Here is a 20,084-nt window from a genome sequence, read left to right as displayed (position 1 = left end):
CCGTGATCTACGACCCAGTCCAAGCCAATCCCCTTTACGGGAACCCTCTTCTTTCCCGAGCCGATCTCGGCAGAGCGGTCCTGGATCTGTTCAAACCGCTTCTTCCGTATTTTTCCGAAGGCGGCGCACGGGTTCGCCTGAGCGCGACCGGCGCGCATTTCGATCGTGCCGCGGCCGATCTTGAAGGTTTTGCCCGACCGCTCTGGGGGATCGTGCCGCTTGCAGCCGGAGGCCAGGACCTCCCGCATTGGGACCTCTACCGCCGCGGCCTTGCAAACGGCACCGATCCCTCTCATCCGGAGTATTGGGGCGATATCTCCGATCGCGACCAGCGTCAGGTGGAACTGGCGGCGGTCGGTTTTGCGCTTGCCATGGTTCCCGAACACATCTGGGATCCGCTTGGCGACGAGCAGAAAAAAGCCGTCGCAGCCTATCTCCTGTCAGCCCGCGACAAGGAATTCATCGACAACAACTGGAAATTCTTCCGGGTTCTCATCGATCTCGGCCTGACGCGCGTCGGCATAAACTTCGACCGATCCATGACTGAGAAATATCTCGATGAGACGGAGGCCTTTCGGCTTGGCGAAGGCTGGTATCGCGACGGGCCGGTCAAGCGCGTCGACCACTATATCCCCTTCGCCCTGCATTTTTATGCGCTGATCTACTCGGGGCTCGCGAAGGCCGATACTGCGCGCGGCGATGGCTATCGCGAGCGAGCCCGTGTCTTTGCGCAGGATATCCGCCACTGGTTCGGCCCGGATGGCGCGGCGCTCGCCTTCGGGCGCAGCCAGACATACCGGTTTGCCGCCGGCGGCTTCTGGGGCGCATTGGCCTTTGCGGGCGTCGAGGCCCTGCCCTGGGCCGAGATCAAGGGCTACTACATGCGCCATATCCGCTGGTGGTCGAAGCTTCCGATCGCCGACCGCGATGGGGTTCTGTCGATCGGCTACGGCTATCCCAATCTCCTGATGAGCGAGAGCTACAACTCTGCCTGCTCGCCCTATTGGGCGCTGAAATTCTTTTTACCCCTGGCTCTGCCCGACGACCATCCGTTCTGGCTGGCACAGGAAGCGCCGGCACCCTCCTTTGCCAACCCGGTTCCGCTCAAGGAACCCGGCATGGTCGCCATGCATACGCCCGGCAACGTGGTCGTCCTCGCCTCCGGCCAGCAGCACGACAAGATGCGCGGCGCCAACGAGAAATACTCGAAATTCGTCTATTCCACCCGCTACGCCTTCAACATCGAGGCCAACGACCGGCATTTCGCGGCGGCAAGTTTTGACGGCATGCTGGGGCTTTCCGACGACGGCGTGCATTTCCGCATGCGCGAGACGCTCGAGCAGGCGCTGATCGCCGGCGACAGGCTCTATTCCCGCTGGAAGCCCTGGAGCGACGTCACGGTGGAGACCTGGCTGGTGCCGGCCAACCCCTGGCATATCCGCATCCACCGCATTGTCACGCCTCGCGCGCTGCAAACGACGGAGGGCGGTTTTGCCATCGAACAGGCGGATTTCCAGGCCGATACCGCCAGCCGAGGCGAAGGTCTGGCCGTTTGGTATGGTCAGACCGACACAAGCGCAATCATCGACGTCTCGCCTGCCCTCAAGCGGGAGGGCCATGCCATGAGCCCGATCGCCAATAGCAATCTCGTTCACGCAAAGACGCTTCTTCCGCAGCTGCGTGGACAGGTCGAGGCAGGGACGACGCTGCTTGCCGCGGCGGTCATCGCGCTCCCCAAGGCCGAGATGGACCCGGCCTTTCTGCAGTCTGTCCCGGCCTGCCCGGATGTGGCGGAACTGGAGCGGCTGTTCCGGGCGCAGGGACAGGTGATCCCCGCCTTCAACCTTACCGGCGCCAGGTGAGGCAGGCCACGGCCGCCCATCCTATGCTTGCCTGCAGCTTCATCCGCCCCTCACCGATCCGCGCCAGACGAGGTCTGCCTCAAGTCTTCGCGAGTTCGTCTGAGCCGGCGTGACCTGATCGAGCCAGGCCACGGCTTCGGCTGCAATCCGGTCGACGGGTTGGGCAAAGGTCGTCAGATTGTAGGAGGACCAGGATGCCTGCTCGATGTCGTCGAAGCCGACGACGCAGAGTTCGGACGGAACGGCAAGGTTGAACTGGAACCGAGCGGCATCCATCAAGCCGCAGGCAAGCAGGTCGTTGACGCAGAAGATCGCGTCCGGCCGCGTCTCGCGGGTGAGCAGCCGCTGCGCCAGCACCGCGCCGCTCTGATAGGTGGTGGAGCCGAAACGCTCCACCGTCACCTCCAAGCCATGCTCGCGACCGGCAGCGCGAAAACCCTCCTCGCGGGCCATCAGGCTCGGCGTCATCGCTTCCGAATTGGCAAAGGCGAAGTTGCGGCAGCCGGCGCGCAGCAAGGCGATGAAGCTACGCCGGGCCGCATCGCGATCATTGAGGTTGATCATCAGGGCGCCGTCGCGATCCTCGTCGCGGTTGATCAGCACCAGCCTTTGTCCGCTCTTCAGGCACAGATCGGTAATCGACCTGTCCGGCATGCCGGAAAGGATGATCGAGGCATCGGCGCGGTAGCTGATCGCCTGGCGGAGCGCCTGGTCGACGCTGTCGTCGGAGCGGTCGGTATTGATCAGCATGGCGATCTTCGAGGCGCTCTGGAGCTGGCTGGTGAGCGCCCGGATGAGGCTGGCACGGTAGGGCGTATCGAGCTCGGACACGATCAGGCAGACGATGCCGCTTTCGTTGCGCATCAGCCCGCGAGCGAGGTGGTTGACATGATAACCCAGCGCCTCGGCCGCCTCGATCACCCGTCGCCTCGTCTCCTCCGAAACGCTTGCGCCCGGCGTGAACGTGCGCGAAACGGCCGACCTGGACACACCAGCCCGGTCAGCGACTTCCTTGGCGCTGACAAAAATCCTGCGGCTCATCGCCCTCTCCCTTGCCTCAATCAATGCCTATTTTTGCAAGCGAGTGCAACAAGCATATGACAAGAAATACGGCTGGAGGTCATATTCTTTAGCAATTTGTTGTTGACAAGATCCCCAACTCCATGGAACCATTGCACACGCTTGCAAAGGCGGGTGATGTGGAGGCGTCACCATAATCTGGGAGGATAATCATGCGCCTGGTTCTCACAGCCGCTGCCGCTCTGGCGGCCGGCTTGACTATGAACGTATCGGCATCTCGTGCCGCGGAAGAACTCAACCTGATCTGCTCTGCCGACGTGGTCATCTGCGAGCTGATGCAGCAGATGTTCCAGAAGGACACCGGCATTCAGGTGAACATGGTTCGCCTGTCTTCCGGAGAAACCTATGCCAAGATCCGCGCCGAGGCGCGCAATCCGAAAACCGATATCTGGTGGGCCGGGACCGGCGATCCGCATCTGCAGGCGGCATCCGAGGGGCTGACGCAGGAGTACAAGTCGCCGCTTCTGGGAGAGCTGAACGACTGGGCGAAGAAGCAGGCGGAAAGCTCCGGTTTCCGCACGGTCGGCGTTTATGCCGGCGCGCTCGGCTGGGGTTACAATACCGAACTCTTCAAGCAGAAGAACTACAAGGAGCCCAAGTGCTGGGCCGACCTTCTCGACGCCTCGTTCAAGGGCGAGATCCAGATGGCCAATCCGAATTCCTCCGGTACCGCCTATACGGCGCTGGCGACGCTCGTGCAGATCATGGGCGAGGACAAGGCCTATGACTATCTGAAGAAACTCAACGCCAACATTTCGCAATATACCAAGTCCGGCTCGGCGCCCGTCAAGGCCGCCGCTCGCGGCGAGACGGCGATCGGCATCGTCTTCATGCATGATGCGGTCGCTCAGACGGTCGAGGGTTTCCCGGTCAAGTCGATCGCGCCCTGCGAGGGCACCGGCTACGAAATCGGCTCGATGTCGATCGTCAAGGGCGCTCGCAACCTGGAGAACGCCAAGAAGTGGTATGACTGGGCGCTGAAGGCCGACGTGCAGTCGCATATGAAGGAGGCGAAATCCTTCCAGCTTCCGTCAAACGCCAAGGCGGACGTGCCGAAGGAAGCGCCGAAATTCGCCGACATCAAGCTGATCGACTACGACTTCACCAAATATGGCGACCCGAACACCCGCAAAAAGCTGCTTGAGCGCTGGGACAAGGAAATCGGCGCGAGCGCCAACTGATCTCGATCGCCATCGTCGCGCTGCGGCTTAGCCTGTAGCGCGACCGGACTTTCCATGCTCTCGATGAGGTCGCGGCCGACCATGGACCATCGCAATCGCAGACTGGACCTTGTCCTTGCCTTCGGCGCCGCGGCCATGGTCGTTTTGCCGTGGTACCGGATCGAGAAGGGTTTTCTGTCATTCACCTGGCTGGGGGACTTCCCGGGAGCGGCCTCGGCTGCTCCCGGGATGCTGCAGATCTTCGTGCACGGCCGGCTTTGGTTATTGGCTGCCTTGCTGGCACTTTTCGGCGCGGCCGCGGCGCGGTTCGTGACCGACCCGATGCGGCGCGGCGCGCTTCTCGCCTGGGCGGGCGGCTTCGGCATCGTCTTTCTCGCGCTCCAGGGGCTTGCAATCGGCAATACCGGCTGGAACTGGGCGATCACCCAGACGCTCTTCGGTGAACTCGCCGGCGGCCAGTCTTCGATGGGTGCCGGCGCCGTGCTGATGTCCGTGGTCTTCGTCCTGATATTTTCCTTCGGCCTTGCCGAAAGGGGCGTGATGCGCGGCGACGCCTTCGTCGTCTCGACCATCTCGGTGCTGATCTTCCTCGTCGCGGTCTTCGTCTTTTATCCGATCGGCAGCATGTTCATCGGTGCCTTCCAGGACGTCGACGGTTCGGTGAATTTCGACGGATTCAGCCGCAATATCGCCGAATCCTCGATCTGGAGCCTCGATTGTCTTGCCGGCGGCACCCGCTGCGGGATCGCCTGGCGCACACTTTTCCTGGCGATCATGACGGCTGCAGGCTCAACGCTGCTGGGCCTCGCCTTCGCACTGGTCGCAACCCGCACGCATTTTCCCTTCAAGAAAGGCCTGCGGCTGCTGACCGTGCTGCCGATCATCACGCCGCCCTTCGTCATCGGCCTGGCGCTGACGCTCCTGTTCGGCCGTGCCGGTGTCGTCACCGAGGGCCTTTCGTCTGTCTTCGGCATAGAGCCGAGCCGCTGGCTCTATGGCCTCACCGGCATCTGGATCGCCCAGGTGCTGTCGTTTACGCCAATCTCCTTTCTCGTTCTGATCGGCGTCGTCGAAGGGGTCAGCCCCTCGATGGAGGAGGCCTCCCAGACATTGCGCGCAAACCGCTGGCGCACATTCTGGCGCGTCTCCTTGCCGCTGATGAAGCCCGGGCTCGCGAACGCCTTCCTGATCGGGTTTATCGAAAGCATGGCGGATTTCGGCAACCCGCTGGTCCTCGGCGGCAGTCACGGCGTGCTTTCGACGGAAATCTTCTTTGCCGTCGTCGGCTCGCAGAACGATCCGGCCCGCGCCGCGGTGCTCGCCATGATCCTGCTCTGCTTCACCCTGTCTGCCTTCCTCGCGCAGCGGCTCTGGCTTTCGGGCAAGAATTTCGCGACCGTCACCGGCAAGGGAGACAGCGGCGCCCATATCGCGCTGCCCCGCCCGCTGTCGATTGCCGTACATGCGGTCGTCATCCCCTGGATGATCTTCACGCTCGTCGTCTACGGCATGATCATCTTCGGCGGCTTCGTGAAGACCTGGGGCCTCGACAACACGCTGACGCTTGCCCACTACGCCAAGGCTTTCTCCGTCACCGTCCGCGACGGTTCGCTGGTCTGGACCGGCGTCGCCTGGAATTCCTTCTGGACGACGATGGAGATCGCGCTGATCTCGGCGCCGCTGACCGCTGCCGTCGGACTGGCCACGGCCTATGTGATCGTGCGGCAGAAATTTGCCGGCCGCGAGCTCTTCGAATTTGCGCTGATGATGAGTTTTGCCATTCCCGGCACGGTCATCGGCATCAGCTACATCATGGCCTTCAATCTGCCGCCGCTCGAAATGACCGGCACGGCGCTGGTCCTCGTCGCCTGCTTCGTTTTCCGCAACATGCCGGTCGGGGTGCGCGGCGGCATCGCCGCCATGAGCCAGCTCGACAAGAGCCTCGACGAAGCCTCGATGACGCTCGGCGCAACGAGCTTCCGCACCATCCGCAAAGTCATCCTGCCGCTCCTGAGGCCGGCCATCACCGCCGCACTCGTCTATTCCTTCGTGCGCGCCATCACCTCGATCAGCGCCGTCGTCTTCCTGGTCAGCGCCCAGTACAACATGGCGACCTCCTATATCGTCGGACTGGTCGAGAACGGCGAATACGGCGTGGCGATCGCCTATTCCTCCATGCTGATCGTGGTGATGATCGCTGTCATTACCGGCTTTCAGCTGATCGTCGGCGAACGGCGGCTAAGGCGCGAAAACCGCATCTCGGTCGAGCTCGCCCGTGTCCCGACGTCCCTCCCGCAGGAGAAAATCGCATGAGACCCGCCAATGCCGGATCGGTCGTTTTCCAGAATGTCCGCAAGACCTTCGGCGCCTTCACGGCCATTCACGACCTGTCGCTGACCGTCGAGCCCGGCACGCTGGTGACATTGCTCGGCCCCTCCGGCTGCGGCAAGACCACGACGCTGCGCATGCTTGCCGGCCTCGAACACCCGGCCTCCGGCCGGATTCTGATCGGCGGCAAGGATGTCACCATGCTGCCGGCCAATGAGCGGGACGTCTCGATGGTCTTCCAGTCCTATGCCCTTTTCCCGCACATGACGTCGCTCGACAATATCGCCTACGGGCTGGAGTCGTCGGGGCTGAGCCGGAAGGTGGCACGTGAAAAGGCCGAGCACGGGCTCGAACTCGTCGGCCTTGCGGGAATGGGACGTCGTCTTCCCGCCGAACTGTCCGGCGGCCAGCAGCAGCGCGTCGCCGTCGCCCGCGCGCTGGTCCTCGAACCCCAGGTCCTGCTGCTCGACGAGCCGCTGTCCAACCTCGATGCCCGTCTGCGCCGTCGCGTCCGCACCGAAATCCGCGAGCTTCAGCAGCGCCTGCAGTTCACCGCCGTCTACGTCACCCACGACCAGGACGAGGCGCTGGCGGTCTCCGACAAGATCATCGTCATGAAAGATGGCGGCATCGCCCAGGAGGGCAGCCCGCGCGACCTCTACGAGGCACCGGCCTCATCCTTCATCGCCGACTTCATCGGCGAGGCGAATGTCGTGGATTGCGAGATCATCGACATCGCGGGCGCGCAGGCGACCGTCAGCATCGAGGGACTGCGCCACGTCGTGCCGGCGCGCGGGGCAAGGCCCGGCCGTGGCAAGCTTGCGGTGAGACCGAGCGCCATCACCGTAGAGCCTGCCGAAAGCGCCGCCTTTTCCGGGCGGATCAGCCACACGGCCTATCTCGGCGATCATATCGAATACGAGGCGGAAACGAGCGGCGGGACGTTGTTCATCGTCGACCCGTCGGTCGACCGCCCTCTTCCTCCCGGCACACAGGTCGCCATCGGCCTCAAGAGCCGCGGCATCGCCATCATCGCGGAATGAAAGTCTTTAGACAGGGGCATGTTTCTTCATGAATAATAACGAGCAGCACATCAAGGATCGCCACGCGCTTGCCGAAAAGATCGCGCGGGAAGCGGGAAAGGTCGCGTTCGACTATTTCAGCCGGCGCGAAACACTGGTCATCGAAACCAAGGGCGATCCGCAGGATGTCGTCTCGATCGCCGACCGGGAGGTGGAAAACCTCATCCGCGACCGGGTGTCCGACACATTTGCGGACGACGGCTTCCTGGGTGAGGAATACGGGCTTGCGGAAGGCAGTTCCGGCTATACCTGGGTCGTCGATCCGATCGACGGCACCAGCCCCTTTGTCAGCGGCATGCCGAACTGGTGCGTCTCGATCGCCGTTCTCCATGACAAGAAGCCGGTCGTCGGCGTGATTTTCGTGCCCTGTTACGAAGAAATCTATTCCGCAGCGGCGGGACAGGGCGCCACGTTGAACGGCAAGCGGCTTTCGCTTGATGGCCGCAAGACGATCCGCAACGGGCTGACCGGCATCGGCGCCAACCACCATGTCACGCCGGCCGCGGTCGGCAAGATCGTCAACGATCTCCTCGAGGGCGGCGGCAATTTCGTCCGGCTGGGATCGGGTGCGCTGATGCTTGCCTATGTCGCCGCCGGCCGGCTGGTCGGCTACTATGAGCCCTACATGCACGCCTGGGACTGCCTCGGCGGCTATTGCATCGTCGAGGAGGCAGGCGGCTGGTTCCTGCCCTTCCCCACGGAAGGCGGGCGGCTCACCAAGGGGGCGCCGGTGCTTGCCGCCGGCCCCGGTGCCGTCAGCGATCTCAAACGCATCGCCGGCGTCGGCGCAGGGGATTCGGCGGCTGCGTAACCGCTTCAATCACGCGCCGTCCGAGCCATAAGGTCCGGCGGCGCGCAGAAAAGGGTCCTCGTCGGACCTTATCTTCGGTTCATGGTCAAGGGAGGAAAACATCCATGAAAATCGTTCTTGCTTCAGCAATTGCCGCAACCACATCGCTGCTCATGGCGTCGAGCGCGATGGCCGTCACCGAAATCCAATGGTGGCACGCCATGACCGGCGCCAACAACGAGGTCGTCGAGCAGCTTTCCAAGGAATTCAACGAAGGCCAGAAGGACTACAAGATCGTTCCCGTCTTCAAGGGCAGCTATCCGGAAACCCTGAATGCCGGCATCGCCGCCTTCCGTGCCAAGCAGCCGCCGGCGATCATCCAGGTATTCGACGCCGGCAGCGGCGTGATGATGGGCGCCCAGGGCGCGATCGTGCCGGTCGCCGACGTGCTGACCAAGGGCGGCTACAAGTTCGACAAGTCGCAGTACCTGCCGGGCATTGTTGCCTATTACTCGAAGCCGGACGGCACCATGCTGTCCTTCCCTTATAACTCCTCGTCGCCGATCCTCTATTACAACAAGGATATCTTCCAGAAGGCCGGCCTCGATGCCGCCAACCCGCCGAAGACCTGGCCGCAGGTGTTCGAGGCCGCCAAAAAGATCAAGACCAGCGGGGCTGCCCCCTGCGGCATGACCTCGACCTGGCTCACCTGGATCCAGACCGAAAATCTCGCCGCCTGGAACAACGTCTCCTATGGCAGCAACGAAAACGGGCTGGCCGGCGTGGATGTGAAGCTCGCCGTCAACTCCGAGTTCTTCGTCAAGCATTTCCAGTCGATCGCCGATCTCGGCAAGGACGGCACCTTCCGCTATGGCGGCCGCACGTCCGAAGCCAAGCAGCTCTTCACATCGGGCGAATGCGGTATCCTGACGGAATCCTCCGGCGGCCTCGGCGACATCATCAAGACCGGCATGAACTACGGCATCGGCCAGCTTCCCTATTACGAGGGCGCCGGCCGGCCGCAGAACACCATTCCCGGCGGCGCCAGCCTCTGGGTCTTCGCCGGCAAGAGCGATGCGGAATACAAGGGCACTGCGGAGTTCTTCAACTTCCTGTCGCAGACCAAGATCCAGGCCCGCCTGCACCAGGTTTCCGGCTATATGCCGGTGACGATGGCAGCTTATGACGACACCAAGAAGTCCGGCTTCTATGACAAGAACCCCGGCCGCCAGGCGCCGCTGCTGCAGATGATGGGCAAGGCGCCGACCGAAAACTCCAAGGGTGTCCGCCTCGTCAACCTGCCGCAGGTCCGCGACATCATGAACGAGGAGTTCGAGTCGATGCTGGCCGGAAAACAGGATGCCAAGACGGCGCTCAACAAGGTTGTCGAACGCGGCAATGCCGCGATCCAGCAGGCAATCGGCAAGTAAGCAGCCAGGGCCGTCCGCGTCAGCCGACGCGGACGGCCTCATTCGCATTCCAAGGGAGCCCGCCCGTGCAAAGCGTCGTCTTTCCGAACAAGATCCTGCCCTATTTCCTGGTCGCGCCGCAGATCGTCCTCACTGTCATCTTCTTCTTCTGGCCCGCAAGCCAGGCGCTCTATCAATCGGCGATGCGGGAAGACCCGTTCGGCCTGCAGAGCAGTTTCGTCGGATTGGCAAATTTCCGGTTGATCCTGTCGGACGAAAATTACCTTCATGCGCTGCAGGTGACGCTCGTCTTCAGCGTCGCGACCGCCCTGCTCTCGATGGGCCTGGCGCTGCTGCTGGCGACGGCGGCGGATCTGGTGGTGCGCGGCAAGGGCTTCTATCGCACCATGATGATCATTCCCTATGCCGTGGCGCCGGCCGTGGCCGGCATGCTGTGGCTTTTCATGTTCAATCCGGCCATGGGGACGCTCGCCTATATTCTCAGACGCAATGGCGTTGCCTGGGACCCGTTGCTCAACGGCGATCAGGCGATGGTGCTGGTCGTGGTTGCCGCCGCCTGGAAGCAGATCAGCTACAATTTCCTGTTCTTCGTCGCCGGCCTGCAGGCCATCCCGAAATCGCTGCTGGAGGCCGCCGCAATCGACGGCGCCCGCGGCAGCCGCCGTTTCTGGACCATCGTCTTCCCGCTTCTTGCACCGACGACCTTCTTCCTGCTTGTCGTCAACACCGTCTACGCCTTCTTCGACACGTTCGGCATCATCCATTCGGTGACCGGCGGCGGGCCTGCCAAGGCGACCGAGACGCTCGTCTACAAGGTCTACAGCGACGGCTTCGTGAACCTCAACCTCGGCTCGTCCGCCGCCCAATCGGTGGTGCTGATGGTCATCGTCATCGCGCTGACGGCTTTCCAGTTCCGCTTCGTCGAGCGGCGCGTGCATTATGGTTGAGGTGACCCGATGATTGAGAACCGCCCGCTCGCCACCCTCATGGGGCACCTGATGCTGATCCTCGGGATCGTCATTGTTGCCTTTCCGATCTATTATACCTTCATCGCCTCGACGGCGACGTCGAGCGCCATCATCCGTCCGCCGCTGTCGCTGCTGCCCGGCGGCCACATGATGGAAAACTACACCGAATCCATCTCCGGCGGCGTCGAGCGCGTGGTCGGCGTGAGCCTCGAGCGGCTGTTGTTCAACAGCTTCGTGGTGGCAATCGCGATTGCCATCGGCAAGATCGTCATCTCCTTCCTGTCGGCTTTTGCGATCGTCTTCTTCCGCTTTCCCTTCCGCATGGGCTTCTTCTGGATGATCTTCATCACCCTGATGCTGCCGGTCGAAGTGCGCATCCTGCCGACCTACAAGGTCATCGTCGATCTCGGCCTGATCGACACCTATGCGGGGCTGACGCTGCCGCTGATGGCCTCGGCGACTGCCACCTTTCTCTTCCGGCAGTTCTTCCTGACGATCCCGGGCGAGATGGTCGAGGCTGCCCGCATCGACAATGCCGGGCCGTTCCGTTTCATGCGCGACATCCTGTTGCCGCTGTCGACGACCAATATCGCGGCACTCTTCGTCATCCTGTTCATCTACGGCTGGACGCAATACCTGTGGCCGCTGCTGGTCACCAATGACGCGAAGATGAACACGATCATCATCGGCCTGCGCCGCATGGTCGATTTCACGGATGCCTCAACCCCCTGGAACTACGTCATGGTCACCGCGATCCTGGCGATCATTCCTCCCGTCATCGTCGTGGTGCTGATGCAGCGCTGGTTCGTCAAAGGTTTGGTGGAGACCGAGAAGTAATGGCAAGAATTGAACTGAAGGACGTCCGCAAGGTCTATGGTGGCAATATCGAGGCGATCAAGGGCGTATCGCTCGATATCGAAGACGGCGAAATGATCGTGCTGGTCGGCCCGTCCGGCTGCGGAAAATCCACGCTTCTGCGCATGGTGGCGGGTCTCGAAGGCATTTCCTCGGGCGAGGTGACGATTGCCGACAAGCGCGTCAACGAACTGGAACCGGCGGAACGGGACATCGCCATGGTTTTCCAGAACTATGCGCTTTATCCGCACATGACCGTGCGGCAGAACCTCGCCTACGGCCTCAAGAACCGCAACACGCCGAAGGATGAGATCGACCGCCGCATCACCGAGGCCGCGCGGGCGCTGGAGATCGAGCCGTTCCTCGCACGCAAGCCGCGCCAGTTGTCCGGCGGCCAGCGCCAGCGCGTCGCCATGGGCCGCGCCATCGTGCGCAAGCCGTCAGCCTTCCTGTTCGACGAGCCGCTCTCCAATCTCGACGCCAAGCTGCGCGTCCAGATGCGGGTCGAGATCCGCCGCCTGCAGCGTTCGCTCGCCACGACCTCGATCTACGTCACCCACGACCAGATGGAGGCGATGACGCTGGCGGACCGGCTGGTCGTCTTGAACGCGGGCCGGATCGAGCAGGTCGGCACGCCGATCGAACTCTATGAAAAGCCCGAGACCACGTTCGTCGCCACCTTCATCGGCTCGCCGTCCATGAACCTGATGAAACTCGGCAACGGCGCCGGCTGGAAGATGTCGCCCGAGGCGCGACTGCCCAACAGTGCCGCCACGATCGGCATCCGCCCGGAGGACATCGTGATCGCCAACGGCAATGCGCCCGGGGCCGTCAGGGCCGAAGTCCAGGTGGCGGCGGTCGAACTGGTTGGCGCCGAAAGCTACGTCCATGCCCTGACCGCCGACGGCAGTCCCGTCGTCTTCCGCGTTGCAGGCCGCTCAGCCATCCAGATCGGCGAAACCATGGCCCTGACCGCCGACGCCGCCCGTTTCCATCTGTTCGATGCCGCCGGAAAGAGGGTCTGACGGAGGAGTTGCCAAGCGCCGTTCCATTGCAAGGTCGCCGGCTGTGGCGCTGACGCCGCAGTGGCGAGCTCAGCGAAAAAAGAGGGCTGTGCGCTATGGGCCGAGGTTTCCAAGCGGACGAGAGAAAAGGCTGGGCTGGAAGAAAGGCGCAGCCCCTGCAGAACATCAACCATCTGTAATAAATGGTGCGGAAATCGCTCGATTGGATCATATGAGGGGGAAACTACGAAGCCACCGAAACCAGCCCGTTAATGAATCGGTCATACTTTCGACCCGACGAACAGCGAGAGGGCATCATGAATCCGGCATCGAAACTCCAGTATGGCGACCGCTTCGGCGATGAGGTGAAGAAAATCGCACGCTCGGCCCTCTCAGTCGCTTCTGTCTCGTCCGAGGCTGAAGTTGCCTCGGCCCGCTATGCACGATGGTTTAGTGGCGAAACAGGCGAACCGGAGCCTATGGCCACCTCGGCGAAGAAGTTCCGCCTGATCACAGCGAACATGGCCGTTGCCGATGTCATCGCAGCGACGAAAGAAAATCTATTCGTTCTCGGCGACGATGCCAGCGAGCTGTTCGCCTCGAAGCTTCCGACCGGGCACAGAATGAGAAAAGCTATCCGCTCATCCATTCTGCCCAATGTGCCGTATCTGGGGACCTGCAAGTTCGGGGAGGTCGTCACGGGTCGCGGTCAGGATGACTTGGCAGTAACACAGATGTTCATTGCAAACTTCGAGGGCGATCTCGACACAACCGCCGGAGGCGTCAACCTCTACAAAACGCGTAGCCGCGATTTCGATCAAATGTTCTTCGGCCTCCACCTCATTTTGGACCGAAATGGAAATTTCCTCAGCTTTAATCACGAGCTTGGCGACAACGGTGTGGCTTTCAAAACAAAGGATATCACCACCGCTCTTTACAACATCGCATCAGCAAGCACAGGCCTTTCCATGGAAGCCCTCCAGGCACGGGCTGCAGCCAGCAAGAAAGCGATGAAGTAGCCTAGGCTCTGTCCTTCTCCCTACGACCAACCTGAGTGGCGACGAGTTTCGCCACCAGATGAACCAAGTTCTTTGCTTCAAATCGGCTCTTCAACCTATCTATCCGATGCTCGATCGTCCGTGGTGACAGATGCAAGAACTCTGCGATTTCTTTCGTCGTCTGCCCTTCGATAAGAAGCTGGATAATGTTGTCGTCGGTAATGTCGGTCTTCGCCTCCTGCATCGGAGAGATGAAGAAACGTCCCTCGGCCAGACTGATACACCATTGAGGCTTTCCCCCACATTTCTGCGGCAAGATCAGTCGCTCATAGCCGATCCGGACACCGAGAAGCCTCGTCCTTACGAGATCGATCACTGGACGGCCCGCCGCGACGGCCCGCGAATATGCAGGGATGATCGCGTCGTCCACGAAACTTCTGTTGAGATCGCGCAGGACGGAATCGGGAAACTCCCGCGACATTCTGTCCAGTTGATGGCTTTTAAAGCCGAAATCTTTGATCCTTCGGAAATGCCAATCGTAAGGGTCGCTTGCTGTCGTCGTCACAACGGACACTGCCATTTTTACACTCAGCCTATTGATGATCCCGGCATACAACCTTGCCGGGTTCGTCGCCTCATCGGACTGTAACCATAAATCGATGAGATGATGGGAAATTGTATTGAATGAACTCATGTCTTTTGGCGAACACAGAAGAAGTTTTATCTATTTCAACAGCATATACACCGCATATTAGTTATTAAAAGATTGCTGCGACGCGGCATTTGCTCGCCGGGCATTGTCGAATTCATAGTGTCCGAGATCTGCCTGTAGTTCGCCGTTAAACCCTTGTTGAGCATGAGAAAAGGCATCGTCGTAAACGACGCGGGATGGGGTAAATACCCCCCCCTTCAGTTTACCGTCCATTTAAGAGTTGGATGGAATTGTGGCGACTGAGGGCGACGAGGATTGTCGCAGCCGTCTTCCCATAAGACGGCAACAAGTGGGACCGGCCTATGCGGCCATTAAATATTATTCGCCTCATGAGAGGTGCCCCACTCCTCCAAAGAACATCTATTGACAATCGGAGTTGCCGAAATGACAAATATTACCATACAAGCCGCTGAGACCGAAGCAAGCAAGACGCTGGGCTATGCCGCCGGCATCCTTATGCTGGTTTGCGCGCCGGCCGGCGTTATCCTAAGCTATATTGACCGTGGCAAGGCCTCGCCACTGCTTGCCTCGCACTACAGCTACCTGATCGGCACGTTCTGGAAGGGCCTGCTGTTCCTTGCCGTCAGCTTCGTGCTGACCCTCCTCGTGATCGGCATCTTCGCCTTCTTCGCCACGTCGATCTGGTACCTGATCCGCTGCATCAAGAGCCTTGTTTATCTGCATCGTGGCGACGCAATCGCCAAGCCCTCGACCTGGCTGATATAACACATGACTGGACAGGACAAGGGAATGCGCGCGATGACCATGACATCGGCAGGCCGGATTACAACGCTGTACGGCTTGGCCGCCCTGCTGGCCTCCTGCTCGGCTGAACCGTCGGCCAGCGACATCAGTAAGGCCCTGAACGGCTCGATCAAGGCGGAGCAGAACCAGTTGAAGGGGCTAACGGCAGGATTGACGGCGGGGCTGCCTAGTGGTGCCACTCCGCTCGGCAAGATGATGTCGATCGAAGTCACGAATCTCGAGAAAATCGGCTGCATGGAGAGCGGAGAGCAGGCTTACGTTTGCGACGTGCGCTACATCGTCAAGGGCGGCCTTTTCGGAGACAACGGTCGCTCCATGGCAGTGCCGGTCCGGATGGTCCACGCCAGCGACGGATGGGTCGTGTCTGCTCGCTAAAGGTCCTCCCACGTCCATTTCCAGCGCAAATCTCGAAAGACATACAATGCGATATCTTATTGCCACCGCGTTAACAGCCAGCGCGCTGCTCGGCGCGGCCCCTGCCAGCGCCCAGCAGGCGCAGACAATCCACTATTCCGGCGGCTTCAACTGCGGCAAGGACGACTATGCCACAGATTGGAAGATTCGGAGGAATGCAGCAGGCGAAATCGCCGTCACCGTCTATTACCAGCAGCGCCACTCGGGCCAAGTTTATTGGCTTGATCTGACCGAGCGCAAGACGTCGGACGGGATGCGTCTCTCCGATGCCAACGGCAATCCGCGGCTCGATATCGCGGCCAATGACCAAACGATCCGCGCCATCTGGATGAAGGGTGCACCGCAATCGGATTGCTCGATCTTTGCCGTGACCCGTTCCGAAAGCCCGCGCGACCGCCTCGACCGATTGTTCACGCTGCTCGATACCCCCGCGCCCGGCGAGGACGTCGCAGCGGGCGTGGCGGATGCGACCCGCTTTCCACCGATCATCGAGGGCCTGCCGGAACTGGACCGGGACACCTATTCCGAGCGTTACCGGCAATCGGTTGGCGAATTCTGGACAAGGTATCGCAAGACTTTGGCTACTGAGCTCGCGGCATTGCCGATTTCCACCGATGCCGAACGTCACGCTCTGAAGGCGCGCCTTGATGCGGCACTGGCGAACACCTTGCGGGTTTCGGCCTACAGGCACGGTTTCGCGGAGATCGTGAAGGTGCTCCAAGACACCGCCGACCGGCTGGCCGACAGCGGCCTTGATCCTCGAACCACCCTGGGGACTACCGATGCCGGGCTCATGTGTCAGCGCTTTGCGAACCTCAACGTGGCGTATGATAACTTCGATCTCAAGAAGCTCGGGCTCGCTCTCGCTGTCCCGCTAGACTACTGGACACGCGACATGGCCGAACGATTCCTGGAGGAGGCACCCGGCTGCAACTCCATCCCCAAGGACTATACGCAGCGGTTGGCATCCGAGTGGGCCAACGTCCAGAAGCGCCAGCAACTCATCCAGACGCTGCTTGCCGAGCAGGCACGCCTGCGCGCCCTGCCAGCGACAGCCGCAACGCTGATCGAGACCCGGAACCTCCAGCCCGATCCCCAGCAGGTTAGACTCAATCACGGACAGTCCGATCTCGCAGAGCGGTTCTTCGGCAAGCCGCTCGATACCCGCCGCGAGGAAATTCTTTCGATCGCAATGACGGACCTCGACAAAAAGGTCTCATCCTACACGCTCGACAAACCAGGCACCCCCAAGGAAATCGGCGATCTTTGCGATGAATTGATCTACCTGCGCAATCTGGCACAGGACAGAAAAAACGCGGTCCGTGAGAAATGCGATGCGGCCCGGGCAACGATTGAGGAGAAGCAGACCACGGCGGCGCTAGAAAAGGTTATTGCCGCGTTCGCTTCCGTGGAACCCGGCGGCGAACGGTCGAAGGCGGCGCGCGCCCTGTGCGAGGCCTTGCCGTCGACGCTTAGCGGCAGAGCCGTCACGGCTGTCTACAGCGCCTGTCGAGAAGAGACTGTGAAGTTGGCGAAGAAGGAAGAGGAACTGCGCTGCAGCAATGCACTCGCCGCAGCAGGGGCGCCGGCCGAATTTCTCGAGACTACCATTGCCGTGGCCGGAACGAACGGTGTGTCGAAGGCCCCGCTGAAGGATCTCATCTGCAAGGGCGCGTCCCGCGAGATCGGCGTCAGCTTCTCTAGCAGCGGCATGCTGATGTGGAAGAAACAGGCGATGACCGTCCGCTTCCCCGCCGACGAGGAGCCGTGGCAATTCATCCTGAAGGAGGATGACCAAAGCGATGCCGACTGGATATTGGCCGTGGAAGATGAGCACACCATTGAACGGCTTGGAAAACAGCGCATGCGCGTGGAGATCGTCGCGGCCTGCTTTATGGGCACATCTGCCTGCCGTTAACTTGAACGCTTGAACGAGACACACCCATGAGCATTTCGAGACTGTCCGCACTTGGCCTTCTGGCAGGCCTCTGCCTGGCTTCATCCGCACACACCGCCGAATTCCGCTCGACCTATTCCGAAACCCTGTCCTGCCCGGTGAAGGAGGAAGGTGACGATGCCTTCCTTCGCGAATGTACCGGACCAGGCAATGTCCGGGCCGTGCTACAATATGTGGAGGGCCTCTTCGGCGTCTTCTACCTGCCAATGGGCGGCAAAACACCGCTTCAGCGCGAGGACATGCTGGAAATTAGCCCAAATGCTCGCCATCCTTATGGCAACAAGCTCGAATGGCTCCAGCGCGTGGGAGATGCCGCCCCCTGCGCTGCCATCATCCGCGTTTATACGACAGAGGGCGAGGTACTGGTCCTGAATGAGCTTTCAACCGGCAACCGGATCGGCTTGGTCAAGACCAATAAACTGGCTCGCGCGCTCGCCGACCGCTTCTGCAGCGATGCGGTACTGCCCGCTGCCGCCGAAGCAAACATCACGCCCTCGGTCGCGCCTCCGGCCGTGCCGAGCGAATCTTGGACCGACGATGTCGCAACGGCCGCGCAAAAAGGCAAGGCACGCTTCATGCAGATCTATACGCAGACGGGCATATCCGGTGCGATTGAGGAAGTCGAACAGTGCTACCGCGACTTCGACAACAAACCCTCCATGGCTAAGCTTACCGAATGCGGTGCCATAGACCTGACTGCCGCCGACGCCGATAGTTCGGTGATGGCTGGAATGCCGGGGCTGAAGCAGGTTTATCTTGCGAACGGCAGGCCCGCGAGTCGCATTTCAGAAGCGATGAAACGGCTCAATCTGGACCCTGAAACACGTAGCGTCTTCCATCGCAAACTCGCAGCTTCACTCGGGAAGAGCGTCAGTTCCACCGATGAGCCAAAGAAAGAAGCAGAATCGGTATTCGACTTCTCGAAATGAAGAGAGCTACCATAGTGACAAGCTTCTAAGCAGGACTTCTAACCTCGTCGCCCGCGCCGAAACGCGGCGATCGAAATTAGAGTCGCCTTGCGAAAGCGTGCGGGCTGTTTCGTATCGCCGTATTGCAATCGTGTTGGACGGAGTGATCTGCAACACGTGGTAACGCGTTGATTTTATTACACCGGCAATGCCACACGCTGAAACACACCCGTCGCCTACCGTCGGAGACTAGTGCACTGTTCCCTTTAGAAAAAAAGTGCCCGGAGGCGGATTTAAACCACCGACACGCGGATTTTCAATTGGCTGACGCACCCGATAAACTATTGAGAACTTAAAGTGAGTACCGCACTGCGCTAAAAATGCGCTAGTTTTATGAGCCGGCTATACGCCTGAAGCTTTTCGCAAAGCTTCGTTTATTCGACCTTGCCAACCTTTTCCGCTTGCGCGAAATTTAGCGATTACATCTTCGTCCAATCGGAGAGTAATTTGCTTTTTGGGATGCTCCAACGATGGGCGCCCACGCGATTTGCGATGCTCCTCCATCGCCTTGAAGAACTCTGCCGGTAGCACGTCTATCGCGGGGCGCATGTTGTCGAGCTCTTCCGCGGTTAGCTCGGGAAAATCGACAGCATCCCAATCTTCCTTCGTGTAACCACGACCCGGTTCAAAACTCTTCATTTTTTGATTTTTGGTGGCCATGGAAGCTTCCCTCTTTCCTTTTCACTCGCTGGGCGAAAGCTGATAATTGATATTGCTTCAGTTCCGAGTGTCGCAAAAATGGCTGCGGCTGTCCCATCGCGAAAGTAACCGATGGCCTTCAAACGTCTTTTGCCGAGAGCATCTGGCTTGCCTTCCTCTATGACGGCACTCGCCCAATCGAGATCGCTTACATCAGCAAAATCGAAACCATGCTTTTCGAGGTTGGCCAACCGCTTGGGTTCGTCCCACATTATCTTCATAATTTAATGTAGCTACATTTATAAGGATATCAAGCCGGCAATTAACAACACGCACAGCGGCTCCAAACCGCTTGGCGTCTTCATATAACTGCTAAGAAATTGTCTGCAATCGGCCTGTACAGCATATGAACGAGGGGGAGCGATGGTGGAGGACGGCCGGTGCCGGAACCCAATGCTGCTCCAGGAATTATGGCGTTGCGGAATAGGAGTGAGTTTTCGAAGGTGAGAATATGCGTATCATCGACGATTGGCTGGAGGACTGGATTTCAGAGCGAACCAACGTCTTGGCAGATGATGTGGTTTCCCTCTCAGGCCGCCTACGACGGTCAGCGCTCGACGAGGGTTACTCGCTGAAGGCGCTCGACCACGCCAGCAACGGCGATTTGAACCGGTTCGTTCGACAAGCCGTCGTTCATCATCTGATTGCGCAGTCCGCTATCGCACCGGTCACACCACCCTCCCTCATGATACTAGGTTTCCAAACGGCTTCGTCTAGCGCAAGGGGCTGCAGCGGTGCGGGGCAAGCCGTTTAGCCGGCCCGTGAAGTTCGCCTGGTACGCCGAGTAGCACGGCATCCCGCACGGTCGCTCGCAACTCGGAGCGTCCGTTGAGCCGGGCGGCGCGTTCCCGCGTCTTGGCGCAACCGTCAGCGTCGAGTGCAGGCGGTTTCGAAGGGCACGAGCCCCGAGGAATTTTGACTCTGGCGAAGGCGTCGTCCGCATCGTTGAACCGCGGCCGCGCAAAGCCGGCTCCAGCAGGCAGGATGGCCA

Annotated in this window: 19 protein-coding genes; 15 read left to right on the top strand and 4 right to left on the bottom strand. The window is 60.5% G+C overall.

The features are described 5' to 3' along the window. Nucleotides 1-2: 2 nt before the first annotated feature. Nucleotides 3-1,862 carry a DUF2264 domain-containing protein gene (locus ACSQ3G_RS23465; RefSeq protein ID WP_436111885.1) on the top strand — a complete coding sequence of 620 codons (1,860 nt, stop codon included), beginning with the start codon at nt 3-5 and terminating at the stop codon, nt 1,860-1,862. Nucleotides 1,863-1,901: 39 nt separating this feature from the next. Here ACSQ3G_RS23465 and ACSQ3G_RS23460 read toward each other — a convergent pair whose 3' ends face one another. After that, a complete protein-coding gene (locus tag ACSQ3G_RS23460; protein ID WP_436111884.1) occupies nt 1,902-2,903 on the bottom strand; it encodes a LacI family DNA-binding transcriptional regulator in 1,002 nt (333 codons plus the stop codon). Between the two features lie 191 nt (nt 2,904-3,094). Between ACSQ3G_RS23460 and ACSQ3G_RS23455 the strand changes: the two genes are divergently transcribed. From ACSQ3G_RS23455 to ACSQ3G_RS23415, 9 genes are all read left to right on the top strand, one after another. Beyond that, nucleotides 3,095-4,123, top strand: coding sequence for an ABC transporter substrate-binding protein (locus ACSQ3G_RS23455; RefSeq protein WP_436111883.1), 1,029 nt, complete (start codon nt 3,095-3,097; stop codon nt 4,121-4,123). Nucleotides 4,124-4,204: 81 nt separating this feature from the next. Further along, on the top strand, nt 4,205-6,436 hold the full coding sequence (locus ACSQ3G_RS23450) for an ABC transporter permease (protein WP_436113175.1): 2,232 nt from the start codon (nt 4,205-4,207) through the stop codon (nt 6,434-6,436). Next, nucleotides 6,433-7,494 carry an ABC transporter ATP-binding protein gene (locus ACSQ3G_RS23445; RefSeq protein ID WP_436111882.1) on the top strand — a complete coding sequence of 354 codons (1,062 nt, stop codon included), beginning with the start codon at nt 6,433-6,435 and terminating at the stop codon, nt 7,492-7,494. The genes ACSQ3G_RS23450 and ACSQ3G_RS23445 overlap by 4 nt, the downstream gene beginning before the upstream one ends. A gap of 28 nt (nt 7,495-7,522) precedes the next feature. Next, nucleotides 7,523-8,344, top strand: coding sequence for an inositol monophosphatase family protein (locus ACSQ3G_RS23440; RefSeq protein WP_105401594.1), 822 nt, complete (start codon nt 7,523-7,525; stop codon nt 8,342-8,344). A 104-nt stretch (nt 8,345-8,448) separates the two neighbouring features. Continuing rightward, nucleotides 8,449-9,753 (top strand): sn-glycerol-3-phosphate ABC transporter substrate-binding protein UgpB, encoded by a 1,305-nt coding sequence (ugpB, locus tag ACSQ3G_RS23435; protein WP_436111881.1) that lies wholly within the window; start codon nt 8,449-8,451, stop codon nt 9,751-9,753. A gap of 65 nt (nt 9,754-9,818) precedes the next feature. Continuing rightward, nucleotides 9,819-10,700: a sn-glycerol-3-phosphate ABC transporter permease UgpA gene (gene ugpA / locus ACSQ3G_RS23430; RefSeq protein WP_436111880.1), complete on the top strand. Its 882-nt coding sequence runs from the start codon at nt 9,819-9,821 to the stop codon at nt 10,698-10,700. A gap of 9 nt (nt 10,701-10,709) precedes the next feature. Then, entirely contained in the window at nt 10,710-11,558 is an 849-nt protein-coding gene (gene ugpE / locus ACSQ3G_RS23425; protein ID WP_436111879.1) for a sn-glycerol-3-phosphate ABC transporter permease UgpE, read from the top strand. After that, nucleotides 11,558-12,601 (top strand): sn-glycerol-3-phosphate import ATP-binding protein UgpC, encoded by a 1,044-nt coding sequence (locus ACSQ3G_RS23420; protein WP_436111878.1) that lies wholly within the window; start codon nt 11,558-11,560, stop codon nt 12,599-12,601. Before ugpE ends, ACSQ3G_RS23420 begins: the two co-directional genes overlap by 1 nt. 296 nt (nt 12,602-12,897) lie before the next feature. Continuing rightward, nucleotides 12,898-13,599, top strand: a complete 702-nt coding sequence (locus ACSQ3G_RS23415) for a DUF6656 family protein (RefSeq protein ID WP_436111877.1) — start codon at nt 12,898-12,900, stop codon at nt 13,597-13,599. Nucleotide 13,600: 1 nt separating this feature from the next. Here the strand turns inward: ACSQ3G_RS23415 and ACSQ3G_RS23410 are convergent, their stop codons facing one another. Then, a complete protein-coding gene (locus tag ACSQ3G_RS23410) occupies nt 13,601-14,158 on the bottom strand; it encodes a helix-turn-helix domain-containing protein (RefSeq protein ID WP_436111876.1) in 558 nt (185 codons plus the stop codon). Between the two features lie 516 nt (nt 14,159-14,674). Between ACSQ3G_RS23410 and ACSQ3G_RS23405 the strand changes: the two genes are divergently transcribed. The 4 genes from ACSQ3G_RS23405 to ACSQ3G_RS23390 are packed head-to-tail and all read left to right on the top strand — an operon-like array spanning nt 14,675 to nt 18,355. Next, nucleotides 14,675-15,016 (top strand): DUF4870 family protein, encoded by a 342-nt coding sequence (locus ACSQ3G_RS23405; protein WP_046631721.1) that lies wholly within the window; start codon nt 14,675-14,677, stop codon nt 15,014-15,016. Between the two features lie 24 nt (nt 15,017-15,040). Continuing rightward, on the top strand, nt 15,041-15,430 hold the full coding sequence (locus ACSQ3G_RS23400; protein ID WP_436111875.1) for a hypothetical protein: 390 nt from the start codon (nt 15,041-15,043) through the stop codon (nt 15,428-15,430). A 46-nt stretch (nt 15,431-15,476) separates the two neighbouring features. Next, nucleotides 15,477-17,387, top strand: coding sequence for a hypothetical protein (locus tag ACSQ3G_RS23395; protein WP_436111874.1), 1,911 nt, complete (start codon nt 15,477-15,479; stop codon nt 17,385-17,387). Nucleotides 17,388-17,413: 26 nt separating this feature from the next. After that, nucleotides 17,414-18,355: a hypothetical protein gene (locus ACSQ3G_RS23390; RefSeq protein WP_436111873.1), complete on the top strand. Its 942-nt coding sequence runs from the start codon at nt 17,414-17,416 to the stop codon at nt 18,353-18,355. A 381-nt stretch (nt 18,356-18,736) separates the two neighbouring features. Here ACSQ3G_RS23390 and ACSQ3G_RS23385 read toward each other — a convergent pair whose 3' ends face one another. Further along, entirely contained in the window at nt 18,737-19,054 is a 318-nt protein-coding gene (locus ACSQ3G_RS23385; protein ID WP_436111872.1) for a BrnA antitoxin family protein, read from the bottom strand. Continuing rightward, nucleotides 19,030-19,314 (bottom strand): BrnT family toxin, encoded by a 285-nt coding sequence (locus ACSQ3G_RS23380; protein ID WP_436111871.1) that lies wholly within the window; start codon nt 19,312-19,314, stop codon nt 19,030-19,032. Before ACSQ3G_RS23380 ends, ACSQ3G_RS23385 begins: the two co-directional genes overlap by 25 nt. A gap of 230 nt (nt 19,315-19,544) precedes the next feature. Between ACSQ3G_RS23380 and ACSQ3G_RS23375 the strand changes: the two genes are divergently transcribed. Next, nucleotides 19,545-19,847, top strand: a complete 303-nt coding sequence (locus ACSQ3G_RS23375; RefSeq protein ID WP_436111870.1) for a hypothetical protein — start codon at nt 19,545-19,547, stop codon at nt 19,845-19,847. Nucleotides 19,848-20,084 lie beyond the last annotated feature (237 nt).

Source organism: Neorhizobium tomejilense, assembly GCF_964254135.1.
In the GTDB taxonomy this organism is placed as follows: Bacteria; Pseudomonadota; Alphaproteobacteria; order Rhizobiales; family Rhizobiaceae; genus Neorhizobium; species Neorhizobium tomejilense.
The sequence above is the reverse complement of the archived record's forward strand: the minus strand, read 5'-3'. Positions and strand labels throughout refer to the sequence as shown.

What these genes read in the sequence shown, in the direction of transcription:
- ACSQ3G_RS23375 (WP_436111870.1), top strand. Translation starts at nt 19,545, where the DNA reads ATGCGTATCATCGACGATTGGCTGGAGGACTGGATTTCAGAGCGAACC.
- ACSQ3G_RS23405 (WP_046631721.1), top strand. Translation starts at nt 14,675, where the DNA reads ATGACAAATATTACCATACAAGCCGCTGAGACCGAAGCAAGCAAGACG.
- ACSQ3G_RS23395 (WP_436111874.1), top strand. Translation starts at nt 15,477, where the DNA reads ATGCGATATCTTATTGCCACCGCGTTAACAGCCAGCGCGCTGCTCGGC.
- ACSQ3G_RS23380 (WP_436111871.1), bottom strand. Translation starts at nt 19,314, where the DNA reads ATGAAGATAATGTGGGACGAACCCAAGCGGTTGGCCAACCTCGAAAAG.
- ACSQ3G_RS23460 (WP_436111884.1), bottom strand. Translation starts at nt 2,903, where the DNA reads ATGAGCCGCAGGATTTTTGTCAGCGCCAAGGAAGTCGCTGACCGGGCT.
- ACSQ3G_RS23420 (WP_436111878.1), top strand. Translation starts at nt 11,558, where the DNA reads ATGGCAAGAATTGAACTGAAGGACGTCCGCAAGGTCTATGGTGGCAAT.
- ACSQ3G_RS23415 (WP_436111877.1), top strand. Translation starts at nt 12,898, where the DNA reads ATGAATCCGGCATCGAAACTCCAGTATGGCGACCGCTTCGGCGATGAG.
- ACSQ3G_RS23455 (WP_436111883.1), top strand. Translation starts at nt 3,095, where the DNA reads ATGCGCCTGGTTCTCACAGCCGCTGCCGCTCTGGCGGCCGGCTTGACT.
- ACSQ3G_RS23440 (WP_105401594.1), top strand. Translation starts at nt 7,523, where the DNA reads ATGAATAATAACGAGCAGCACATCAAGGATCGCCACGCGCTTGCCGAA.
- ugpB (WP_436111881.1), top strand. Translation starts at nt 8,449, where the DNA reads ATGAAAATCGTTCTTGCTTCAGCAATTGCCGCAACCACATCGCTGCTC.
- ACSQ3G_RS23445 (WP_436111882.1), top strand. Translation starts at nt 6,433, where the DNA reads ATGAGACCCGCCAATGCCGGATCGGTCGTTTTCCAGAATGTCCGCAAG.
- ACSQ3G_RS23400 (WP_436111875.1), top strand. Translation starts at nt 15,041, where the DNA reads ATGCGCGCGATGACCATGACATCGGCAGGCCGGATTACAACGCTGTAC.
- ugpE (WP_436111879.1), top strand. Translation starts at nt 10,710, where the DNA reads ATGATTGAGAACCGCCCGCTCGCCACCCTCATGGGGCACCTGATGCTG.
- ACSQ3G_RS23450 (WP_436113175.1), top strand. Translation starts at nt 4,205, where the DNA reads ATGGACCATCGCAATCGCAGACTGGACCTTGTCCTTGCCTTCGGCGCC.
- ACSQ3G_RS23390 (WP_436111873.1), top strand. Translation starts at nt 17,414, where the DNA reads ATGAGCATTTCGAGACTGTCCGCACTTGGCCTTCTGGCAGGCCTCTGC.
- ACSQ3G_RS23410 (WP_436111876.1), bottom strand. Translation starts at nt 14,158, where the DNA reads ATGGCAGTGTCCGTTGTGACGACGACAGCAAGCGACCCTTACGATTGG.
- ACSQ3G_RS23385 (WP_436111872.1), bottom strand. Translation starts at nt 19,054, where the DNA reads ATGGCCACCAAAAATCAAAAAATGAAGAGTTTTGAACCGGGTCGTGGT.